At 58.4% G+C, this 15,731-nt stretch carries 14 protein-coding genes and 3 pseudogenes; 5 read left to right on the top strand and 12 right to left on the bottom strand.

Translation table 11 applies throughout. The features are described 5' to 3' along the window. Window positions 1-102: 102 nt before the first annotated feature. The 4 genes and pseudogenes from J2751_RS11075 to J2751_RS11090 all read right to left on the bottom strand — a co-directional run. A pseudogene (locus J2751_RS11075) lies at window positions 103-2,013 on the bottom strand (type B DNA-directed DNA polymerase); the annotation flags it as partial. 3 nt (window positions 2,014-2,016) lie between these two features. Then, window positions 2,017-2,274 carry a hypothetical protein gene (locus J2751_RS11080; protein WP_209486048.1) on the bottom strand — a complete coding sequence of 86 codons (258 nt, stop codon included), beginning with the start codon at window positions 2,272-2,274 and terminating at the stop codon, window positions 2,017-2,019. Further along, window positions 2,274-2,969: a P-loop NTPase family protein gene (locus J2751_RS11085; RefSeq protein WP_209486050.1), complete on the bottom strand. Its 696-nt coding sequence runs from the start codon at window positions 2,967-2,969 to the stop codon at window positions 2,274-2,276. The genes J2751_RS11080 and J2751_RS11085 overlap by 1 nt, the downstream gene beginning before the upstream one ends. A gap of 99 nt (window positions 2,970-3,068) precedes the next feature. Further along, window positions 3,069-3,539, bottom strand: a complete 471-nt coding sequence (locus J2751_RS11090; protein ID WP_321168715.1) for an HNH endonuclease — start codon at window positions 3,537-3,539, stop codon at window positions 3,069-3,071. On the opposite strand from J2751_RS11090, the pseudogene J2751_RS11095 reads away from it, so the two are divergent. The 5 genes and pseudogenes from J2751_RS11095 to J2751_RS11115 all read left to right on the top strand — a co-directional run bounded on the left by J2751_RS11095 (window position 3,489) and on the right by J2751_RS11115 (window position 6,621). Continuing rightward, window positions 3,489-4,398 (top strand): annotated as a pseudogene (locus J2751_RS11095) (ADP-ribosylglycohydrolase family protein). The gene J2751_RS11090 and the pseudogene J2751_RS11095 overlap by 51 nt on opposite strands. Before the next feature lie 244 nt (window positions 4,399-4,642). Next, window positions 4,643-4,978, top strand: coding sequence for a hypothetical protein (locus J2751_RS11100; protein WP_209486052.1), 336 nt, complete (start codon window positions 4,643-4,645; stop codon window positions 4,976-4,978). A gap of 102 nt (window positions 4,979-5,080) precedes the next feature. Beyond that, a complete protein-coding gene (locus J2751_RS11105) occupies window positions 5,081-5,428 on the top strand; it encodes a hypothetical protein (protein WP_209486054.1) in 348 nt (115 codons plus the stop codon). 187 nt (window positions 5,429-5,615) lie between these two features. Then, complete coding sequence (locus tag J2751_RS11110) at window positions 5,616-6,191, top strand: DUF7342 family protein (RefSeq protein ID WP_209486056.1); 576 nt, start codon at window positions 5,616-5,618, stop codon at window positions 6,189-6,191. Continuing rightward, entirely contained in the window at window positions 6,184-6,621 is a 438-nt protein-coding gene (locus J2751_RS11115; protein WP_209486058.1) for a hypothetical protein, read from the top strand. Before J2751_RS11110 ends, J2751_RS11115 begins: the two co-directional genes overlap by 8 nt. A 14-nt stretch (window positions 6,622-6,635) precedes the next feature. Here J2751_RS11115 and J2751_RS11120 read toward each other — a convergent pair. The 8 genes and pseudogenes from J2751_RS11120 to J2751_RS11155 form a co-directional block, all read right to left on the bottom strand. After that, a pseudogene (locus J2751_RS11120) lies at window positions 6,636-6,749 on the bottom strand (7-cyano-7-deazaguanine synthase QueC); the annotation flags it as partial. Window positions 6,750-6,865: 116 nt separating this feature from the next. After that, window positions 6,866-7,117 (bottom strand): type II toxin-antitoxin system HicA family toxin, encoded by a 252-nt coding sequence (locus J2751_RS11125; RefSeq protein WP_209486060.1) that lies wholly within the window; start codon window positions 7,115-7,117, stop codon window positions 6,866-6,868. Then, complete coding sequence (locus J2751_RS11130; RefSeq protein WP_209486061.1) at window positions 7,118-7,378, bottom strand: type II toxin-antitoxin system HicB family antitoxin; 261 nt, start codon at window positions 7,376-7,378, stop codon at window positions 7,118-7,120. It lies immediately after the preceding gene. A 171-nt stretch (window positions 7,379-7,549) separates the two neighbouring features. After that, window positions 7,550-7,732 (bottom strand): ribbon-helix-helix domain-containing protein, encoded by a 183-nt coding sequence (locus J2751_RS11135; RefSeq protein WP_209486062.1) that lies wholly within the window; start codon window positions 7,730-7,732, stop codon window positions 7,550-7,552. 229 nt (window positions 7,733-7,961) lie between these two features. Continuing rightward, window positions 7,962-9,845 carry an ATP-binding protein gene (locus J2751_RS11140; protein WP_209486063.1) on the bottom strand — a complete coding sequence of 628 codons (1,884 nt, stop codon included), beginning with the start codon at window positions 9,843-9,845 and terminating at the stop codon, window positions 7,962-7,964. Further along, window positions 9,838-11,118: a DNA double-strand break repair nuclease NurA gene (locus J2751_RS11145; RefSeq protein WP_209486064.1), complete on the bottom strand. Its 1,281-nt coding sequence runs from the start codon at window positions 11,116-11,118 to the stop codon at window positions 9,838-9,840. The genes J2751_RS11140 and J2751_RS11145 overlap by 8 nt, the downstream gene beginning before the upstream one ends. Beyond that, window positions 11,119-14,427 carry an AAA family ATPase gene (locus J2751_RS11150; RefSeq protein ID WP_209486066.1) on the bottom strand — a complete coding sequence of 1,103 codons (3,309 nt, stop codon included), beginning with the start codon at window positions 14,425-14,427 and terminating at the stop codon, window positions 11,119-11,121. It lies immediately after the preceding gene. Then, window positions 14,424-15,617, bottom strand: a complete 1,194-nt coding sequence (locus tag J2751_RS11155) for a metallophosphoesterase (RefSeq protein ID WP_209486068.1) — start codon at window positions 15,615-15,617, stop codon at window positions 14,424-14,426. The genes J2751_RS11150 and J2751_RS11155 overlap by 4 nt, the downstream gene beginning before the upstream one ends. Window positions 15,618-15,731: the final 114 nt, after the last annotated feature.

Raw genomic sequence — 15,731 nt, forward strand, 5'->3', positions numbered from 1 at the left:
CCATACGAAGAGCTTCGTCGAGTCGTCAGCAACAATGAGATTATCTCACGGGCTCACGCTGTGCCGGCTGTCGAGACCTCGGGGTAAACACGTACCCATCGTGTAGTCGTCGACGTGTTTGGAGACACGGTTGTCGATGACGAGGCGGGCGGGATCGACGTCGCCTGCACGCAGTCGAGCAAGGGCACGTTGAAGGCGATCACAGACGGCTTGTGGTGAGCGTGTCTCAGCGAAGACCGCGAGGGCGTCGGCTTGTAGGTCCTCGACCCATGGGGGAGTTGAGCGCTGTCGCCCCTCGATGCCGCGGGTTTTGATCGCGTCGCCGAGCTCGCCTTCGGCCTCGGGGACATCTTCGCTGCGGCGTTTGCCGAAATACCTGGTGAGTGCGCCGGACTCGCTGTTACGCATCGGGCAGAACGCAATCCAGTCGAACGCGCATTCGTACTCCAGTTCGATCCCGGTGGCTTCGGTGATTTCGGCGGCGACCGTCTGTAGGTCACGTTGGTCGCGGCCCGCAGCGGGTGTCACCCAGATCGAGTCGACGATGCCGTGGACGACTCGCCATCCGGCGTCTTCGAGTGCGGTCTTGGCGTCCAAGAGGAGTTCGCGGGCGAACGCGTTGATCGCTTCGTGACACTCGATCCGACCGAACTTCGCGTTCGAGAAGCCTTGGTACCCGAAGCAGGAGACGAGAATCCACTTGATCGCTGACGACGCCGCTTCCAGCTGCTCGCGTTCTGCGCCGGCGGCGGCTGAGATCTGCTGTTTGATGTCGCTTCGCGCGTCGATCAGCGGGCCGAGTACGTCTGGAAGGTACCCGTCACGATCGCAAATGGAGTACCCGAGGTCGGGGACATCGTTGCTGTCACAGCACCCGCAGCGGACGGTTTCCGGTGAGATGTTTCGTGTGCGGATGATGTTGGGGTACAGTGAGGCGAAGTCGAGTTCGTGAACGGTCTCGTGAATACCGACGTCGGGGGCGAACGTGGTGCCGCCGCGGTCGGCGTCGTCTAACGTCAACGCCGTTTTGAACAGTTCGGGTCGCCACGCTCGCCACGGGGTTAGGACGTCCCGACGTCGGGCTTCTCGGATCTGTATGGCGGTCAGGACCCGACCGATCGACGCCCACCCAAGCTCTTCTAACGGTAATCCGGCGCGTTCAACGAGATCGAGACAGCCTGCGAGGCCGGTTTCGTGGTAGAAAAACGAGTTGGATTCGTCGATGATGACGCGGCCGGGAACCGTGTACCGCGCCGGTGAGTGACCGACAGTCCCGTAGGAGGTGTATGTCGATTCGCTGGCGAGTTGGGTGTACCCGGGTTGCCGACCGAGTTCGAGGTTGATGCCGTATGTGTCGGCGGCCTCGAACAGGAGCGGGACGAGGTCAGCGCTCGACATGACCAGCACGTCGGGGTCGCGCTCGTTGAGCGTCTCGTGGACGCCTGTAACTACTTCACGTGGTGTTGTTCCGACGCGATCACCGTCAACGGTGAGTTGCGGGAGGGATTCAATGCCGGATTCGTGGCTGGGAAAGGTAAAGTGGAGCGTTTGAACGTCACGGACTGTTCGGTCGGGGGCGGCTGGTGTTCCTGTTTCGAGGCAAAACCGTAGTTGTCGCGTGAGATCGACGTTGTAGCACGTGTACGTGTCCGGTTGGTCGAACTGTCGAACACGCTTTGTGATTGTTCGGAGAGCGTCGATCGATGTCGCATCAACGCGGAGGAGTGGCCGGGGGTCCGTCCGGAACGTCTGGCGGTGGGACTCCACGTCGAGGGCTGCGACCGCTTGTTGACCGTCAAGGAACGATCGGAGCTGCGCAAGTGCGTTGGAGAGCTCGGTGCGTGGCGGTGGGGTCGGGTCGGACCCACCGCTCCGTCCGTAGAGATCGCTTGGAGCATCACCAACAAACAGGGTCGGTTGGTACTGTTCAATGACTTGGCGGGTGACGCCGTCTGTGGTGAGTGTCCATGCGGCGACGCGGGCGTCATCGAGGTAGTCCAGCGTGAGGGTCACGGATTACTCGTCGGTGAGTGCGTCGACTTGGGCTTCCAGTTCGGTGATCCGTCGATCCTGTTCGAGCGCGATCGCCATCCAGACCGGCGCTAACGGATTGGAGTGGTTGAGGTTCCCAGCGGCGTCAGCGTGGTCCCGAGCGTACACGAACAGGTGATCGAAAATGAACTGGTCGTCTCGCCGCAGCGTCCGGCGGTACTCGCTCCACTCGTTTTCAATCGATCCGAGTTGGTCTCGGTAGGTCGGGTTCGTCCGTCCCATCACTGCGTCCCCACAGGGCTTGCGGCGCGTTCAAGCGTTGACGCCTCGTGCATCCGGGCGCGGTGTTCGAGCACGTCCTGCCAGTACGCGAGTGTCGTCTGTATCCACCCGTCACTTGTGTGGTACACCAACGTCTCCGTGTCACCTGTTCTGTCCTTGAAGGAGGGGCCGAACGGTGTCACTCGGCAGTGGAGGTGTGTCGTTGCGGCGCGACGGAGCGGCCGTGAGAACTCGTCATCACGGCACCGTGTCACGATAACTGGAATGTCGTGTACGCGGGCGATCCGTGCAATCGACGCGATCGCCCTGATGAACAGTTGTTCGGCACGGTCGTCGGTGATGTCGGAAGTGCGGTACGTGCTATCGACCCCGGTCGCAACGACGAGCGACGGGGACACCTCCGTGTTGAGTCGGCCAGCGAGTCGGTCAAGTAGTGACGTGTGTTGGTGTGCGGTGAAGCCGCGGGCGACGTCGATCCGGGTGAGCACGCGGTCGGCTGGCGCGAGTTCGCGTAGCCGGGTCGTGTTCGCGCTGTTCGCGCCATCAACCCAGTAGGCAGGGCCGTCCCGGGTGAGGACGTGATCGAGGAGGAGTGCTTGGACGGGTGTCACGCCGAGATCAGCGTCAACATCGACGAGTGTGATGCCTGGCGTGAGTTCGGGGAGTTGGACCGTCGGTTGGTGTGTCGTTCGCATACTCACGACGATGGACAGATACGTAAAAGGGGTGAGCCACGCGCGGGCAGTGAAACTGGAAGTGGTATGCGTCCCGGATCTCAGTAGTGTCTCGATTCGTTACGATAGCCAGGAGAGGCCAGCGTTGAGATCGTTGAGGAACGATGGCTGGATCTGTACTGTGGGTGGACGCGCGAGTTGGTCGCCGTTCCGGTCAAGGATTGTTTCGCGGAGAAACGGGTGCGCTGGATCGAATGAGGAGCTTGTCTGGATGCGGTAGTCGCTGGCGATAGTGGATAGTGCGGCGTCAAATGCGCGGTGGTGTAGCGAGTTCAATACGAGAACGCTCTCCGGATGTTCGGCGAGCTCAGGGCGTTGGCTCCGCGGGAGAATATGTGCGAGATTGAGTAGCTCATCTTCTCGAATGCCAGTCAGGGTACACGCGTGATCGTAGTAGTCGAGTGTCTCTGTGCGGAAAGCGTCGCTGACAGTGACTTCCGCTGGTTCATGTTTTTCTTGCTGCTTGTTCTTGCGTAGCGTATGGATTCGGATCGTGCGCGTGGGGTGTTGCTTGGATTGGCATGCGGGGATGCGCTTGGCCGGCCGGTTGAGTTCAAGTCTGCGTCAGCGATCACTGCTGAACACGGCCGGCTTGATGAGATGGTCGGGCACGGGACGTGGAATCAGCCGGCAGGGACGGTTACGGACGACACTGACCAAGCGCGATGTATTGCTCAGAGCCTCATCGAACGGCGTGGGTTCGACCCGGTAGACATCGCGGACCGGTTCGTCGCGTGGTACGATAGCGAGCCGTTCGACATCGGACGGATGACGGCGAAAGCGATCAATCGCCTCAAACACGGCGACGCGTGGGACGAAGCAGGCCGTCACGTGTGGGAGAACAGTCCAGAGGGGGAGAACGCAGGGAACGGGAGCGTGATGCGGTGCGCGCCGCTCGCTATCCCGTACGCGAACGATGCCGACCGGCTTATCGAAACAAGTCAGCAGTCCTCGGAGATCACGCACGCAGACCCGCGGTGTACGTACGGGTGCGCGGTCCTGAACCTCACAATCGCAGGGATTCTGAACGGTACTGCTTCACCGTTACGAAACGCGCTCGATCGTGTCGATCCGGATGCACCCAACGAGCTCATGGCAGCACTAGAACCGCTTGCCTGCGGTGAGACACCGGGCTCACTGGACACATCCGGGTTACGTCGTCCATTCGCTGCAAACAGCACTCCACGACGCGCTCTCTGCAGAGAGTGCCGAAGAAGCGATCGTGACGGCTGTGAACCGCGGCGGCGACACTGATACGATCGGAGCGATCGCGGGGGCAGCCGCCGGAGCGAGGTTCGGAGCGTCAGCGCTCCCTGGACAATGGATATTCGTCCTTGATGACTCGGACCGGCTCGCTGACATCGCAGATCAGCTCGTGACCATCGTGTGACACAGAGGACACGCGTTCGGTACTGTACCGGCCGCTGGGATGGGGACCGCCAGTCCGACTTTCACTCGGGACACCCCTCCCCCGTTGTGGCGCGTTACATCCGCGCGCAAATCACTACCGACCGAGAGATCTCACAACGATTCGTGTGTAACTCAGTGACCGGAGTGAGGTCGTACGTCGCAGAACTACCTGTAGTAGTACAGAGGCGGATCTTCACGAAGCGCTAGATCTATTGGAAGAGACGATGGAACTGGCCTCAGAGGATTACGAAGAACGAAACGTCGCAGGGCGACTTGCGGAGACACACTGGAAGCTCGCCAAGACGATCAAACAAGAGAACGGTGTGACGGGCGAGTGTGGGGAGCATCTCGACAAGGCTGCTCAGTACTACTGTCAGACGTTGCCTCGCTACGACGGGAAACAAGGCCTAGCGAAGGTTAAGCGTCAGCAGGGCAAGCAGCATCCCGATGACGGAGACGAAGCGGCCGCCCGCGAATGTCTCGAAGAAATCGCTACTCTCGAAGGTGAATACGATGTGCACCTCCTCACTGATGCTGATAAACGCCGACTCGACGAGTGACAGTAGCGCGCCACGCTTCAGGTTTGACGTGTCGAGTATGGTGCCTACTCTCTGACCAAGGACTGGTTGGAGTTTTAGCATTTGGAATTCGTACGCGGCAATATGTATTCCGACGAGGGGTACCGGATTCGAGAAAACACGGGAGATCCATCGGCTCCGTCAGTCGATGCGGTTATTGATCTGGCATTGGAACGCGCCGCTGATCCGCGATCCACCGAACATCCAGATGGTCATTTCGACCAGTATATCAGCGACGCTGTCGAGCAATTCGGGGAAGACGACGTAGTGAACTGTATCCGTTTCACCCTCGTCGACGGCTATACTCATCGCATGGCGGGTACTGCTGCCTTCGGTGAGGATGACTATGCTTGGGGGATTGACGTTGGTGTCGCAGCGATCGCCTACCTACGAGATCTTCACGAACAGCGAGAGTCGGGAAGTGATTCATGACCTCATGCCATTCCACTCACCACAGCAGGGACGATCCACGACCACCTCAACGCACTACGCGACCCTTTCGTCGACGTATACGTACCCGTACAGAATCAATACCAGCAGGACTAAAACAGAAATAATTCAGCGCACCATAGATATATATCGCTACAACCGGTAGACCACCGTACGGAGCCTCTCACACATGGACCTCACAGACATCCCCGACGACGCATACGACGGCGGGGAGTCACCGCCTGCTCTCAACGAGCAGGAATCCCCCGACTCGCTCCTCAAGCGCGGGCCGATCCGAGAGCGACTTCTGGATATTGTCGTCGGGCTTCGCACGCCGACGAAGGTATCGACGATCGCTGAGCGCGCCGACTGTGACACCGAAACAGCTCGGGATTACTTAGAGTGGTTCGACGAGATGGGGATGGTTCAGCGGCACGATGGCCGCCCAGTCCGGTACGAACGCAAGGACGCGTACTTTCAGTGGCGACGCATCGACCGGATCCGCGAAGAACACTCCGAGCAGGAGATTGTCGACGCACTCGGTGATGCGCTCGAACAGATCGAGGACTACAGAACACAGTTCGAGGCAGAACACCCGGACGAAGTCTCACTCGTCGACGCAACCCAAGAGCAAAATCTCTCCACCGAAGCAGCTTGGGAAGCGCTCTCCGAGTGGGAGACACTCGAACAGCGAGCCGCACTCCTCGACGCAGCACGCCGAAACAATCCAGTCACTGGTAGCAAGCCCGGTCCAGTCGATGCCTGAGGACACGGCTGACCCGCCCAGTCGCGGTCCCACCGATACAGAAATCCTCGACCGGATTGCTACACATCTTCTCCGTAGTGAACGGTTCGACGACATCCAGACACGACCGGAATACGCGCCGAACGCAGTCGTCGCTGACTATGATCTCGAATACTATCCAGGCGGGGTCACCCGCGCGTATCTACGGATCCGCTGGTTCGAGACCGACGACTTCAGCATCCACTATTCTGAGCAGTATCAAACGAACAATTCGTGGGAGTGTCGATGGGATCGCCACCCCAACGATCACAACACCCGCGAGCATTTTCACCCGCCCCCGGATGCATCAACACCAGGCGACGATGCTGAGTATCCACCCGAGTGGCGAGACGTGCTCGCCTCCGTACTCTCTCGTCTTGACGAACGGATCGAGGCATTCTGGGACGAGTAAAATCGACTCGTGAGTTACGAAAACTCCGGCCGCTCAGCATACCCGATCGGATCGCGTGACCCGGCATTCCGGAACGCCTCAAGCCGGAACGCACACGCATCGTACGTCCCGCACGCCGGTTCCTCGTCCCAATCTCAATCGTCTGCTGAAACGTGCCAAAAGCGCCAGACTGCAATAGGATATCTTTGGAAATGATCCGAGTGTGCGCGAGTAAATGGTCGACGAGTCGGCGTCGAGCCGAACGTCACCGATGCTCGTCGATCCACTCACACCACGTGTGAAAGTCGTCGGCTCCACACTGGTCAGCAATCGACTGCAGCGTTCCGGTCGGAATCTCGTCTTCTGACGCCATAGGAACAGTCACGATCCGGACTTCGTCCGTATCTGGTGATTCATACCGCATTTTCAGGTGACTACCGACACGACCCGCACGCTTGTACCCGAAGTCGTGGAGAACAGACGCAATCTCGCGCCCGGAGAAGTTCGTCCGGACCATTCACCGCATAAATTCGGGAAGCTCCTTGTCACCGGGCTCCGTATCTTCGATGTCCCACTCTTCGAGGTCCTCATCAGTGACGGGTTCGCCGCCGCCTTCGTGAAGTTCGATCGCTTCTGCAAGCATTCGGAGAGCTTCCGCTTTCGTCTCGCCGAAGGAGGCGACACCGGTCTCGATATCTCTCGCAGTGATCGAGCCGTCATCTTCGTGTATGAACTCGACGCCTTCCCCGTTGGATGCGTCGCGTGTCGCACTCGCCATACTCTTTCTTCGTGGACCGCTCGAATAAGCGTTCTGTCGGATGCGACCAAAGAAGTACAAGAAATCGGTACTCACGTACAAACAGATATCACTCATCATCGCTTCTCTTGAATGCCTCCATTAGGGTGGGCTCCGTGATGGGACGTTCCCCAACCCCGCGTTGAAATGGTGTTACTCGGTCACCTCCGGATCGACCCGATCATGTCGTTCGTCGATCTCATCGAGCATATCGAGTGTTTTGCGAATCGAGGCCCGGACCGCGTCGCTTCGGTTGACAAACTTCCCATCATCACCAACGTGGGTATCGAGATCATCAAGCAACTCCTGTGGAATCTCCACGCTTACTTTCGGCATACCAATGTATTCTCACAGGAATATCATTAGCGTGTCGCCCACTCACACCAGACACACCACGGTCAGCACCTCACACTAAAAAACCGATATGATTGTGCCCGTTGCGTCGTGGGCACTCCGTTAGGAGAATTCGGGGCGCTCAGCGTACTCGATCAGATCGCGTGATCCGGCGTTCCGGAACGCCTCAACCGGAGTACGGACGCACCGCACGTCCCACAGCCCGGAATCGTCAGTTACCGTGTCGGGTGACGCAGTAGGGGAGACCTTTGACCTCAACCGCTTCGACATCTGGTGCTTTCACGACGGCTTCTCCCTTGCCGAAGTTCGGGAGATCTTTTTTGAACTCGGTGGGGATCGATGGCACGTCATCGACGACCTCGGCCTTCAGTCCGAGGAAGATGTTTGTATTGATTTGCTTGATCACGTCGTCGTCAACGTCATCCGGATTCTGTGTGATGAGACACAGTCCAAGCTTGTACTTCCGTCCCTGCTTGACAGCGACGCGCGCCCGTCGGAGAATGTATTCTTCGCGGAGGCTGCTCGCACTCGCCAGGTAATTGTGCGCTTCGTCAACCGCGACGAGCATCGGCGTGTCACGAACTGCCGGATCAACCTGATAATCATCGATCTTGTTCTCGATGATGTACGAGAGGATCGACAGTACAGTGAGGCTCTCTTTCCCGCCGTTGAGGTGACTCGTTGGGATCACCGTCACCTGCCCTTCGCGGAACACCGTATCGGAGATGTCCGGGAGAAACGCAGTTCCCTGGTCGAACACCTGCCGGAATGTGTCACGGTCAACACGCCGATTCACTGCACTCCACGTTCCCCCCGCAATGTTGTTCTCCTCGCGTAGTCGGCTCTCATCGTAGTCGTGCTCGTCGAGGAACTCAAGGAAATCAATGTACTTCGGACGGTCAACGGAGCGGTCAGGGTAGCCGCCCTGCGAATCGAAGCACGAAAAGTACGCGTTGATGCAGTCTTCGATCGCACCGCGTGTAACCTCGGTCGGCGTGTACGGCATCAGCATTTCAGGCCGACCACGGACGATCTCAAAGGGAATCGAGAGTTCACGGCTCTCCATCGTCGAAGGCGCATTCGTGCCGGCAACCTGCGGGACGAACACATTCAGGTCGTCGACGCCGCCGTGCTTGATGTTGTGTCGGCGGAGCTCCTGCTGTACCGCGTCATTGTTCACGACTGCGCTGTTGTCCTCGCGCATCTCCCAGTACTCGTTTTCGGGGTCGATGATGACGAGATTGAGCCGTCGCTGTTCCTCTTCACCTGTCTCGTGGTGGCGAATTGGATAGCGCTTCTCAGAGACGAACTGTCGCAACACGTTCTTCGTAAAGTGGGTCTTACCCTTCCCGGTCGAACCCGCAACGAGAGCGTGTCTGAACACGGCGGGCTCACCGTCCTCAACGTCTCCCGTCTCCCGATCGATCCCGGGGTTACTGAGGTAGTATGGGAAGTTCTCGTTGTTAACCGTCATCGGCTCGCCGCCGACAGAGAGCCATCCGGTGAAAATCCCCTCGCCCGGAATGTTCAGTCCGGTTCGGAGACAATCTTCATCACGAGCCAGCCGTGCTGGGGAGTTCGGTTTCGGAATCCGGTTGACAATGCCGCTCTCAATGTCATCCGATCCCACGTTTTTGAGAATAGCCAACGGTTCCAACTCGGCAACTTGGACGAACTCTGACTCGTCAAGGTCAACATGCGCGCTGATCTGGTTGTGGGCGTCAGATTTGTCGTCAAGATCAGTGTACGTCTCGTAGCGCAGCGAATCCGTCACTGCGAACAACTCACTCCCGTCGTCCGGATACGGGATCTGCACGTAATCACCAAGGCGGATCCCCGCTCTCGCTCCCGTTCGAATGAACGCGTTCACTTGATAGTCGCGTCTGCTGACGTGGATCTCCTCGCTTGCGAGGACGTGTCCAAGTTCATCATCTGTAGGTGTAGACACGCCATTCGGGACCGTTCGCTCCGGCACTTCAGTGCCGTCAGGCTCGGTGTCTACTGTACTTGATTCGTCGCTTTGTGTCTGTTCGGACTGCTCGGAGTTGTTTGCGACCGGGTCCTTGTCGAGAATGTCGTCGATGTTGTCACTCATAGGTTCGGGAATCTTCGAGGTGGCTCCAACGCCCGTCGCGGTTATAGTCGAACGCAGACTCGACCGTTTGGAGCGCGTCACGGATCGTTTCGCGGTTGTCGGGACTGATGCGTGCGATGCGGTCGGCGCGCGCGACGGCTCGCGGCACGTCGCTTTGACGGGCAATTTCTTTGAGCGCTTTCAGGAGGATCTGTTCTCGACGCTCGTCATCAGTGAGAAACAGTATCGGCGTCTCGATTCGGAACACGTTCCCCGTTTTTGGTGTGCGAACATACGCGAACGCACGCCGGTACGCGTCCGGTTGACCGTGGCTGAGCTCATCAGACACTGCTGTCAGCAGATCGAATGAGTTGCCCCGGAGTTCGACATCTGTTTGGACGAACCAGGAGGTGTACGTGAGGTGGTCAAGGCTGTCATCGCGGAGCACTTCCCCGATGAACTGGTGGTCGCGGAGCCACGGAACGTCATGTAGCGTCCCGTGTGGGCCCCGGAGATCGTGTTGTGTGATCTTCGTTCTGAGCGAATCTGTGAGTTCACCCATTGAGGAGGTCTTCACGACGCCCAACACGGGCACATCGCGTTCAAAACATGCATCGACGACTGCGACGTAGTTCTCGATGACATCAGTGGGAAGATCCCAGTTGCCGATCGGTGCGCCTTGCCCGGCACGGTCGAGCAGCGTCCAATAGATGACGCTGAGCGGATACACAGAACCGTCGAGGAACAGTGGCCCGTCCACCACGTCGAGACACCGCCGTGCGTGCTTCCCCTCTGCGAGCCGCTGTACGGTGGACGTAAGAATCGAGGTGACATTCGCTCGCTGACGCATCTCAGGGATGCGAATGATTTCGCCTTCGACACTCCCACGTTCAGTCTGTTCGTGGTGGAGTGTCACATCGTCGTCTTCGAGGTACACCCCAGTGACCACTGTCCCTCGGCGCTCGGCACTTCGATCGCTGTCAGCGCCGCTCACCCCGATTTTTGCGTGTGCTGTGTCGACGACGAGTCCGTTGTTGTATTCCAACGGCCGGGTCGTACTGGCATCGACACCGTACGTCGGCTCGGTCCACGGGTCGTCAGTCCATGTCCCGAGCTCCGCCTTGCGAGTCTTGAAATACTCCGGTTCGCCGATCGGCTCAACCGTTCCCCCGTCATACCCAAGGAGCCCGAACAGTTCGCGGGCGTGTGCGGCCTGATCATTCACTTCGCGCGGGATGCCAGCATCAACGCGTTCGGCGAGCTGTCGCACCACGTCGAAAGCGCGTTCGTCCATTTACTCGTCACCTGGGATGCGTCCACCTCGATACACGTCGACTCTACTGGCGTTCGTGGCGTCGTCGATTGAGACTTCAATCTCGTGTTCAGCGCCCTGAATGAGTCGCTCGTCATGAGAGACCACAATCACTTGCGGGACATCCCACTCGGAGATACTGTCAAGCATCTGTTCGAGACGCCCGATGTGGCCCTTATCGAGGAATGTCGTCGGCTCATCGAGGATGAATGGCGGAAGACGACCGCTGTCGCCCTCACGCATTTCGGCGATGAGTTTGTAGATGCCGGCTCGGAGCGCGAGGTTGACGATGGCACGTTCCCCGCCGCTGGCGTTACTCGGGTGTTCGAGCGTCCCGTCATCACGAAGTAACTGAATCGCATATGGTGTGCCATCGGGGCCCTCTTCGAGGATACGCACCTGCTGGTAGCTACTGTTCTTGTAGATGTCGCTGAAGATGTCGTTCGTGTACTGGTTGATGTAGGCGAGGTACTGCTCACGGAGATCCGCCTTTGTGCTCCGATACACCGCGATCATGCGATCGAACTCGTCAGAACGCTCTTCTGCCCACTTCCGTTTTTCCTCTTCGAGTGCGAGTTGGTCGCGGAAGTACTTTAGATTCTCAAGGTCATTTGTAAGCACTGTCCGTGCTTCCTTGAGCGAGTCTAATTCGGTAGTCAGTTCGTCTAGTGTGGCCTCGCGCTCCTCGATCTTCTGCGTCGCCGTTTCTAACTTTTCTCGCTGCGCTTCGACATCGATGGACCCGAGTTCATCGTTGAGCTCATCAATATCTTCCTCAACACCGGTGATCTGGGCGTTCAGGTTTTCGATTGTCTCCCGAGCGTGGCCGATATCCTTCTTATGGCCTGTGATCGTCGTCTCTAATTCATCGATCTCTTCGTATGCATCCACCGTATCGGCAACGAGCTCGCGCTGTTCCGTTGCGGTTTCAACCGCTTGCTGAGCGTCCTCAAGCGCCGATTCGGCCTCAGCAACCGTATCGCGCTGCGCTTCAATCCGCTCGTCGTACTCGTCGATCTCTGCGTTCGCGTCAGCGATTTCGGCTTCAAGCTCCTCCTGTTCAGCTTCGAGATCAGCGAGCTCATCCGCAAGATCGTCCCGTTCTTGTCGGAGTTGGTCGACGGATTCGAAGGCTGCAACAACGTCTTCGCCTTCTTCAATCTCCGCTTCGAGCGACTCGATGTCCGACTTGAGGTTAGCGATCGTGGTTTCGAGATCCTCAACCTCCGATTCAGCAGATTCGAGCGTGGTCTCAGCGTCAACGAGTTCGGACTCGGCCTCGGAATGATCGTCCTGTAACGACTCACGCTCGTCTTCGAGCGTACTCACGCGCTCAGCTTTCACCTCAACCGTATCGTCACGGAAGCCCCGCAGTTCGATCGCCTCTTCACGACACTCGTCGAGAGCGTCTCGCCGGTCGACAAGCGCATCGTGTTCTTCTCTCGCTTCGGCAAGGTCGGCTTCAACCTCGGTGAGTTCGGATTCGATGTCTGTGAGTTCGGTCTCAACGTGAGACGGATCGACATCTTGGCCGCACTTCGGGCACGTCGCTACTCCATCGAGTGCCTGTAGCTCGTCGCGGTCTTCCTCAAGCGTCGTTTTGCGCGCCTCGAATTCCGTGACCGTCGTGTTCGCTGTCTCGATTGCGTCCTGTAACTCTCCCTTCGTTTCCGGGATCCGTTCGTCGATGAGCGTCTGCAGCGTGTCACCGGACACGCTCAAGTCAACGGTAGTGAGATCGGCATCGAGGCCCTCAAGATCTTCCTCGAATTGATTTTTTGCCTCCGTTTTCGCCTCACGGGCGTCTTCGAGTTCCGACTCCACCTCCGCGAGGTCGTCCGACAACTGGTCTATCTCGTCACGTGCGTCCGTGACGGCTGCTTGCGCCTCTTCACGTGTTGATTCGGCTGCGTCGAGAGACGCCTCAGCAGCGGCACGCTCTTCCGACAGTTCATTTTTCTCTGTCGTCAACCCCTCAACGCGTGTGTCGACAGTCTCTCGCGTCTCGTCAGTAATTGTGTCCGGACAGGACTCGTCTGGGAGGAACTCGGTGGTTACAGCGTCTCGCTTCTCGACGGCGGTCGCAACGTCTTCCTCCGCAGCCTCGACATCATCCGCTACGCTCTCCTTCTCTTCGAGCAGGTGATCGAGGTCCGCTTCGAGCTCTGCGGCTTCCTCGCGTGACGCATCTCGTTCGTCGATAAGTCGATCTCGCTCCGTCTCCGCGTGGTCGAGCGTTCCCTCCCGATCTGTTTGCTCGATCTGTGCCGCTTCGACCGCTTCCTGTGCGGCACTCAACGCTTCTTTAGCGCTCTCTTCCGTCGAAAGATCAGCGGTTATCGGGTCTGTTGTCGATGGGTCATCGAGCTGGTTGAGTGCCTCTTGGTTCTCGTCGATATCATCGTGGAGCGTGTCGATCTCCGTTTCGGTCTCCGCAATTGCCGTCTCGGCGTCCTCGATTTCACGTTGTTTCGCTGCTCGCTCTTCGATGAGTTCCTCGCGCTCCTCTTCGGCCTCTTCAAGCTCGGTCTGTAACTCGTCGTGATTTTCAAGGCGTTGCTCGACGTCCTCTTTCGCGTCTCGGAGCTCCTGCAGGAACTCCTCTATCTCCTCGATTTCTGCCTGTTGATCCGAGATCTCCGCCTCTTTATCGGCAATGGCGGCCTCGTAGCCCTCGACATCATGATCAAACTGCTCGTCAATGGTCTCACGATGGTTCTCAGCGGATTGCTCATTTTCACTCGCAATGCGACCCATCGCACGACGGGCACCCTTTGCCCGGAGTTCATAGCGATCGATCCGATCGAGTCCGAGCAGGTCATCGATGAGCTCCGCCCGAGCGTCGTCGTCAAACAGGCTATCAACCTCCCCCTGCTGTACGTACACCGAACGAGAGAAACTGTCCTCGTCCATGCCGACCACATCGACGACTTCCGAACTGACGTCACGAATCCCTGAGATGGGCTCCGAGAGTGCGGGCGAGTCAAGCTCTGCGCTGTTTTGCCCCTCCGTATCGATTGACCATGTGACGGTGTACGGTGTCTCTGCCACTTCGAACGTCAACTCGATCTCGCCTTCTCTCGTACCTCGCCTGACGATATCGTCGAGATTGAAATCGTTCGACCCGACGTTCCGGATATTCGAGAGGAAGAGTCCGCCGAAAATCCCCATGAGCAGTGTCGTCTTCCCGGCACCGTTCTCTCCATGGACGAGCATCGTTCCCTCGGGGAACGCGATCGATTCGTCCTCGTAGCTTCGGATGTTCTGTAGGTCTAGATCAGTGACTTTCATTCGTCAACCTCCAACGATTCGACGCCCTCCGGCGTCTCTTCCGGTCCGGCATCATCAAATGCTTCGCGCTGGGCATCACGGAGCGACTCAGCGAAGGTGTCCGCGACACGATTCACGTTCGTGTCGAGTTCATCCGCTTTCCGAACCTGCTGATCGACGTCGAGCGCAACCGTCGAAAAGTCCTCATCCGCGAGTTTCTCCTCGATGGCCCCGTCGAGTCCCTGTAGCGACATGGCCTCGATTGACTCGACGTCAAGATCAACGCGCCCACGATTGTCGTCGACGCTCACGACAGCAGCACCGGCTTCGCGTGCCATCTGCGTCACCTCGTTGGCAGTGACCGCGGCCCGCTCACCACTCAACTCGATCTTCGCCACAGCCCCCTCAAGATCATGTCTCTCAAGCACGTCACGGGCGTGGGTCGCCCCGTCATCCTCACCGAAAGCGATTTCAAACACCGCGAACGGTCGCGTCTCCAACTCAATCTGCCGACGGTGAATCCCGCTGTTATCGATATCGAGCAGCTGTACGACGCCCGTCTCTTCCTGATCTTTCCCGCCACGCTCTGTCGCACTCGCGTACCAGACATCAGTCCCGTCCACGACCGAACTCGCCGGCTGGTGGAGGTCGCCCAGCGCGAGCCCATCAAGATCGATCCCGGCTCGGTCAATAACCTCGGAAGCTGGGTAGACACGCCCCATTCCGTGAACAAGCGGCGTGAGGAGTTCGTGCATACACAGGATCGTCCACGCCGCCTCCGCAGGCGGTTCTTCGAGTTCTAAGTCGATATTGTCCCACACGCTCGGCCGCACGGCGTCGATCCCGTACAGCGCAACCTCACCGACCATCGTCGGCTCTTTGCCGAGGCGAGCAGCAGCGCTCGTCCGCCGGAGGAGATCAAGCCACTGCTCGTCGTTTTTTCGTTCGTGGTTCCCCACGATCCCGTAAAACGGAATTCCGTGCTCTTCAAGCGGCTTCAACGCATCAGCGGCCCGCATCACCGTCGGGAGCGACGGAACCGGATCGTCAAATAAGTCCCCCGTATGAATCACGGCATCAACGTCACGCTCGACCGCAACCTCGATCGCCTGCTCGAAGGCTTTTGCAAAGTCCTCACGTCGAATATCCGATCCATACTGTCGCTTCCCCAGATGGGTGTCACTGATGTGGAGGATACGTGTTCTAGGCACTACCAGTAGATGTTAGCGTGGCTATATAAAAGTCGAGTAACCGGAGTGAAAGTGGACGACTGCGGCGACTCTACCGTCGTGATCGCAGTGGAGTGTAGAGTGACTTGTTATACT

The organism is Halorubrum alkaliphilum, from assembly GCF_017873815.1.
GTDB classification, from domain to species: domain Archaea; phylum Halobacteriota; class Halobacteria; order Halobacteriales; family Haloferacaceae; genus Halorubrum; species Halorubrum alkaliphilum.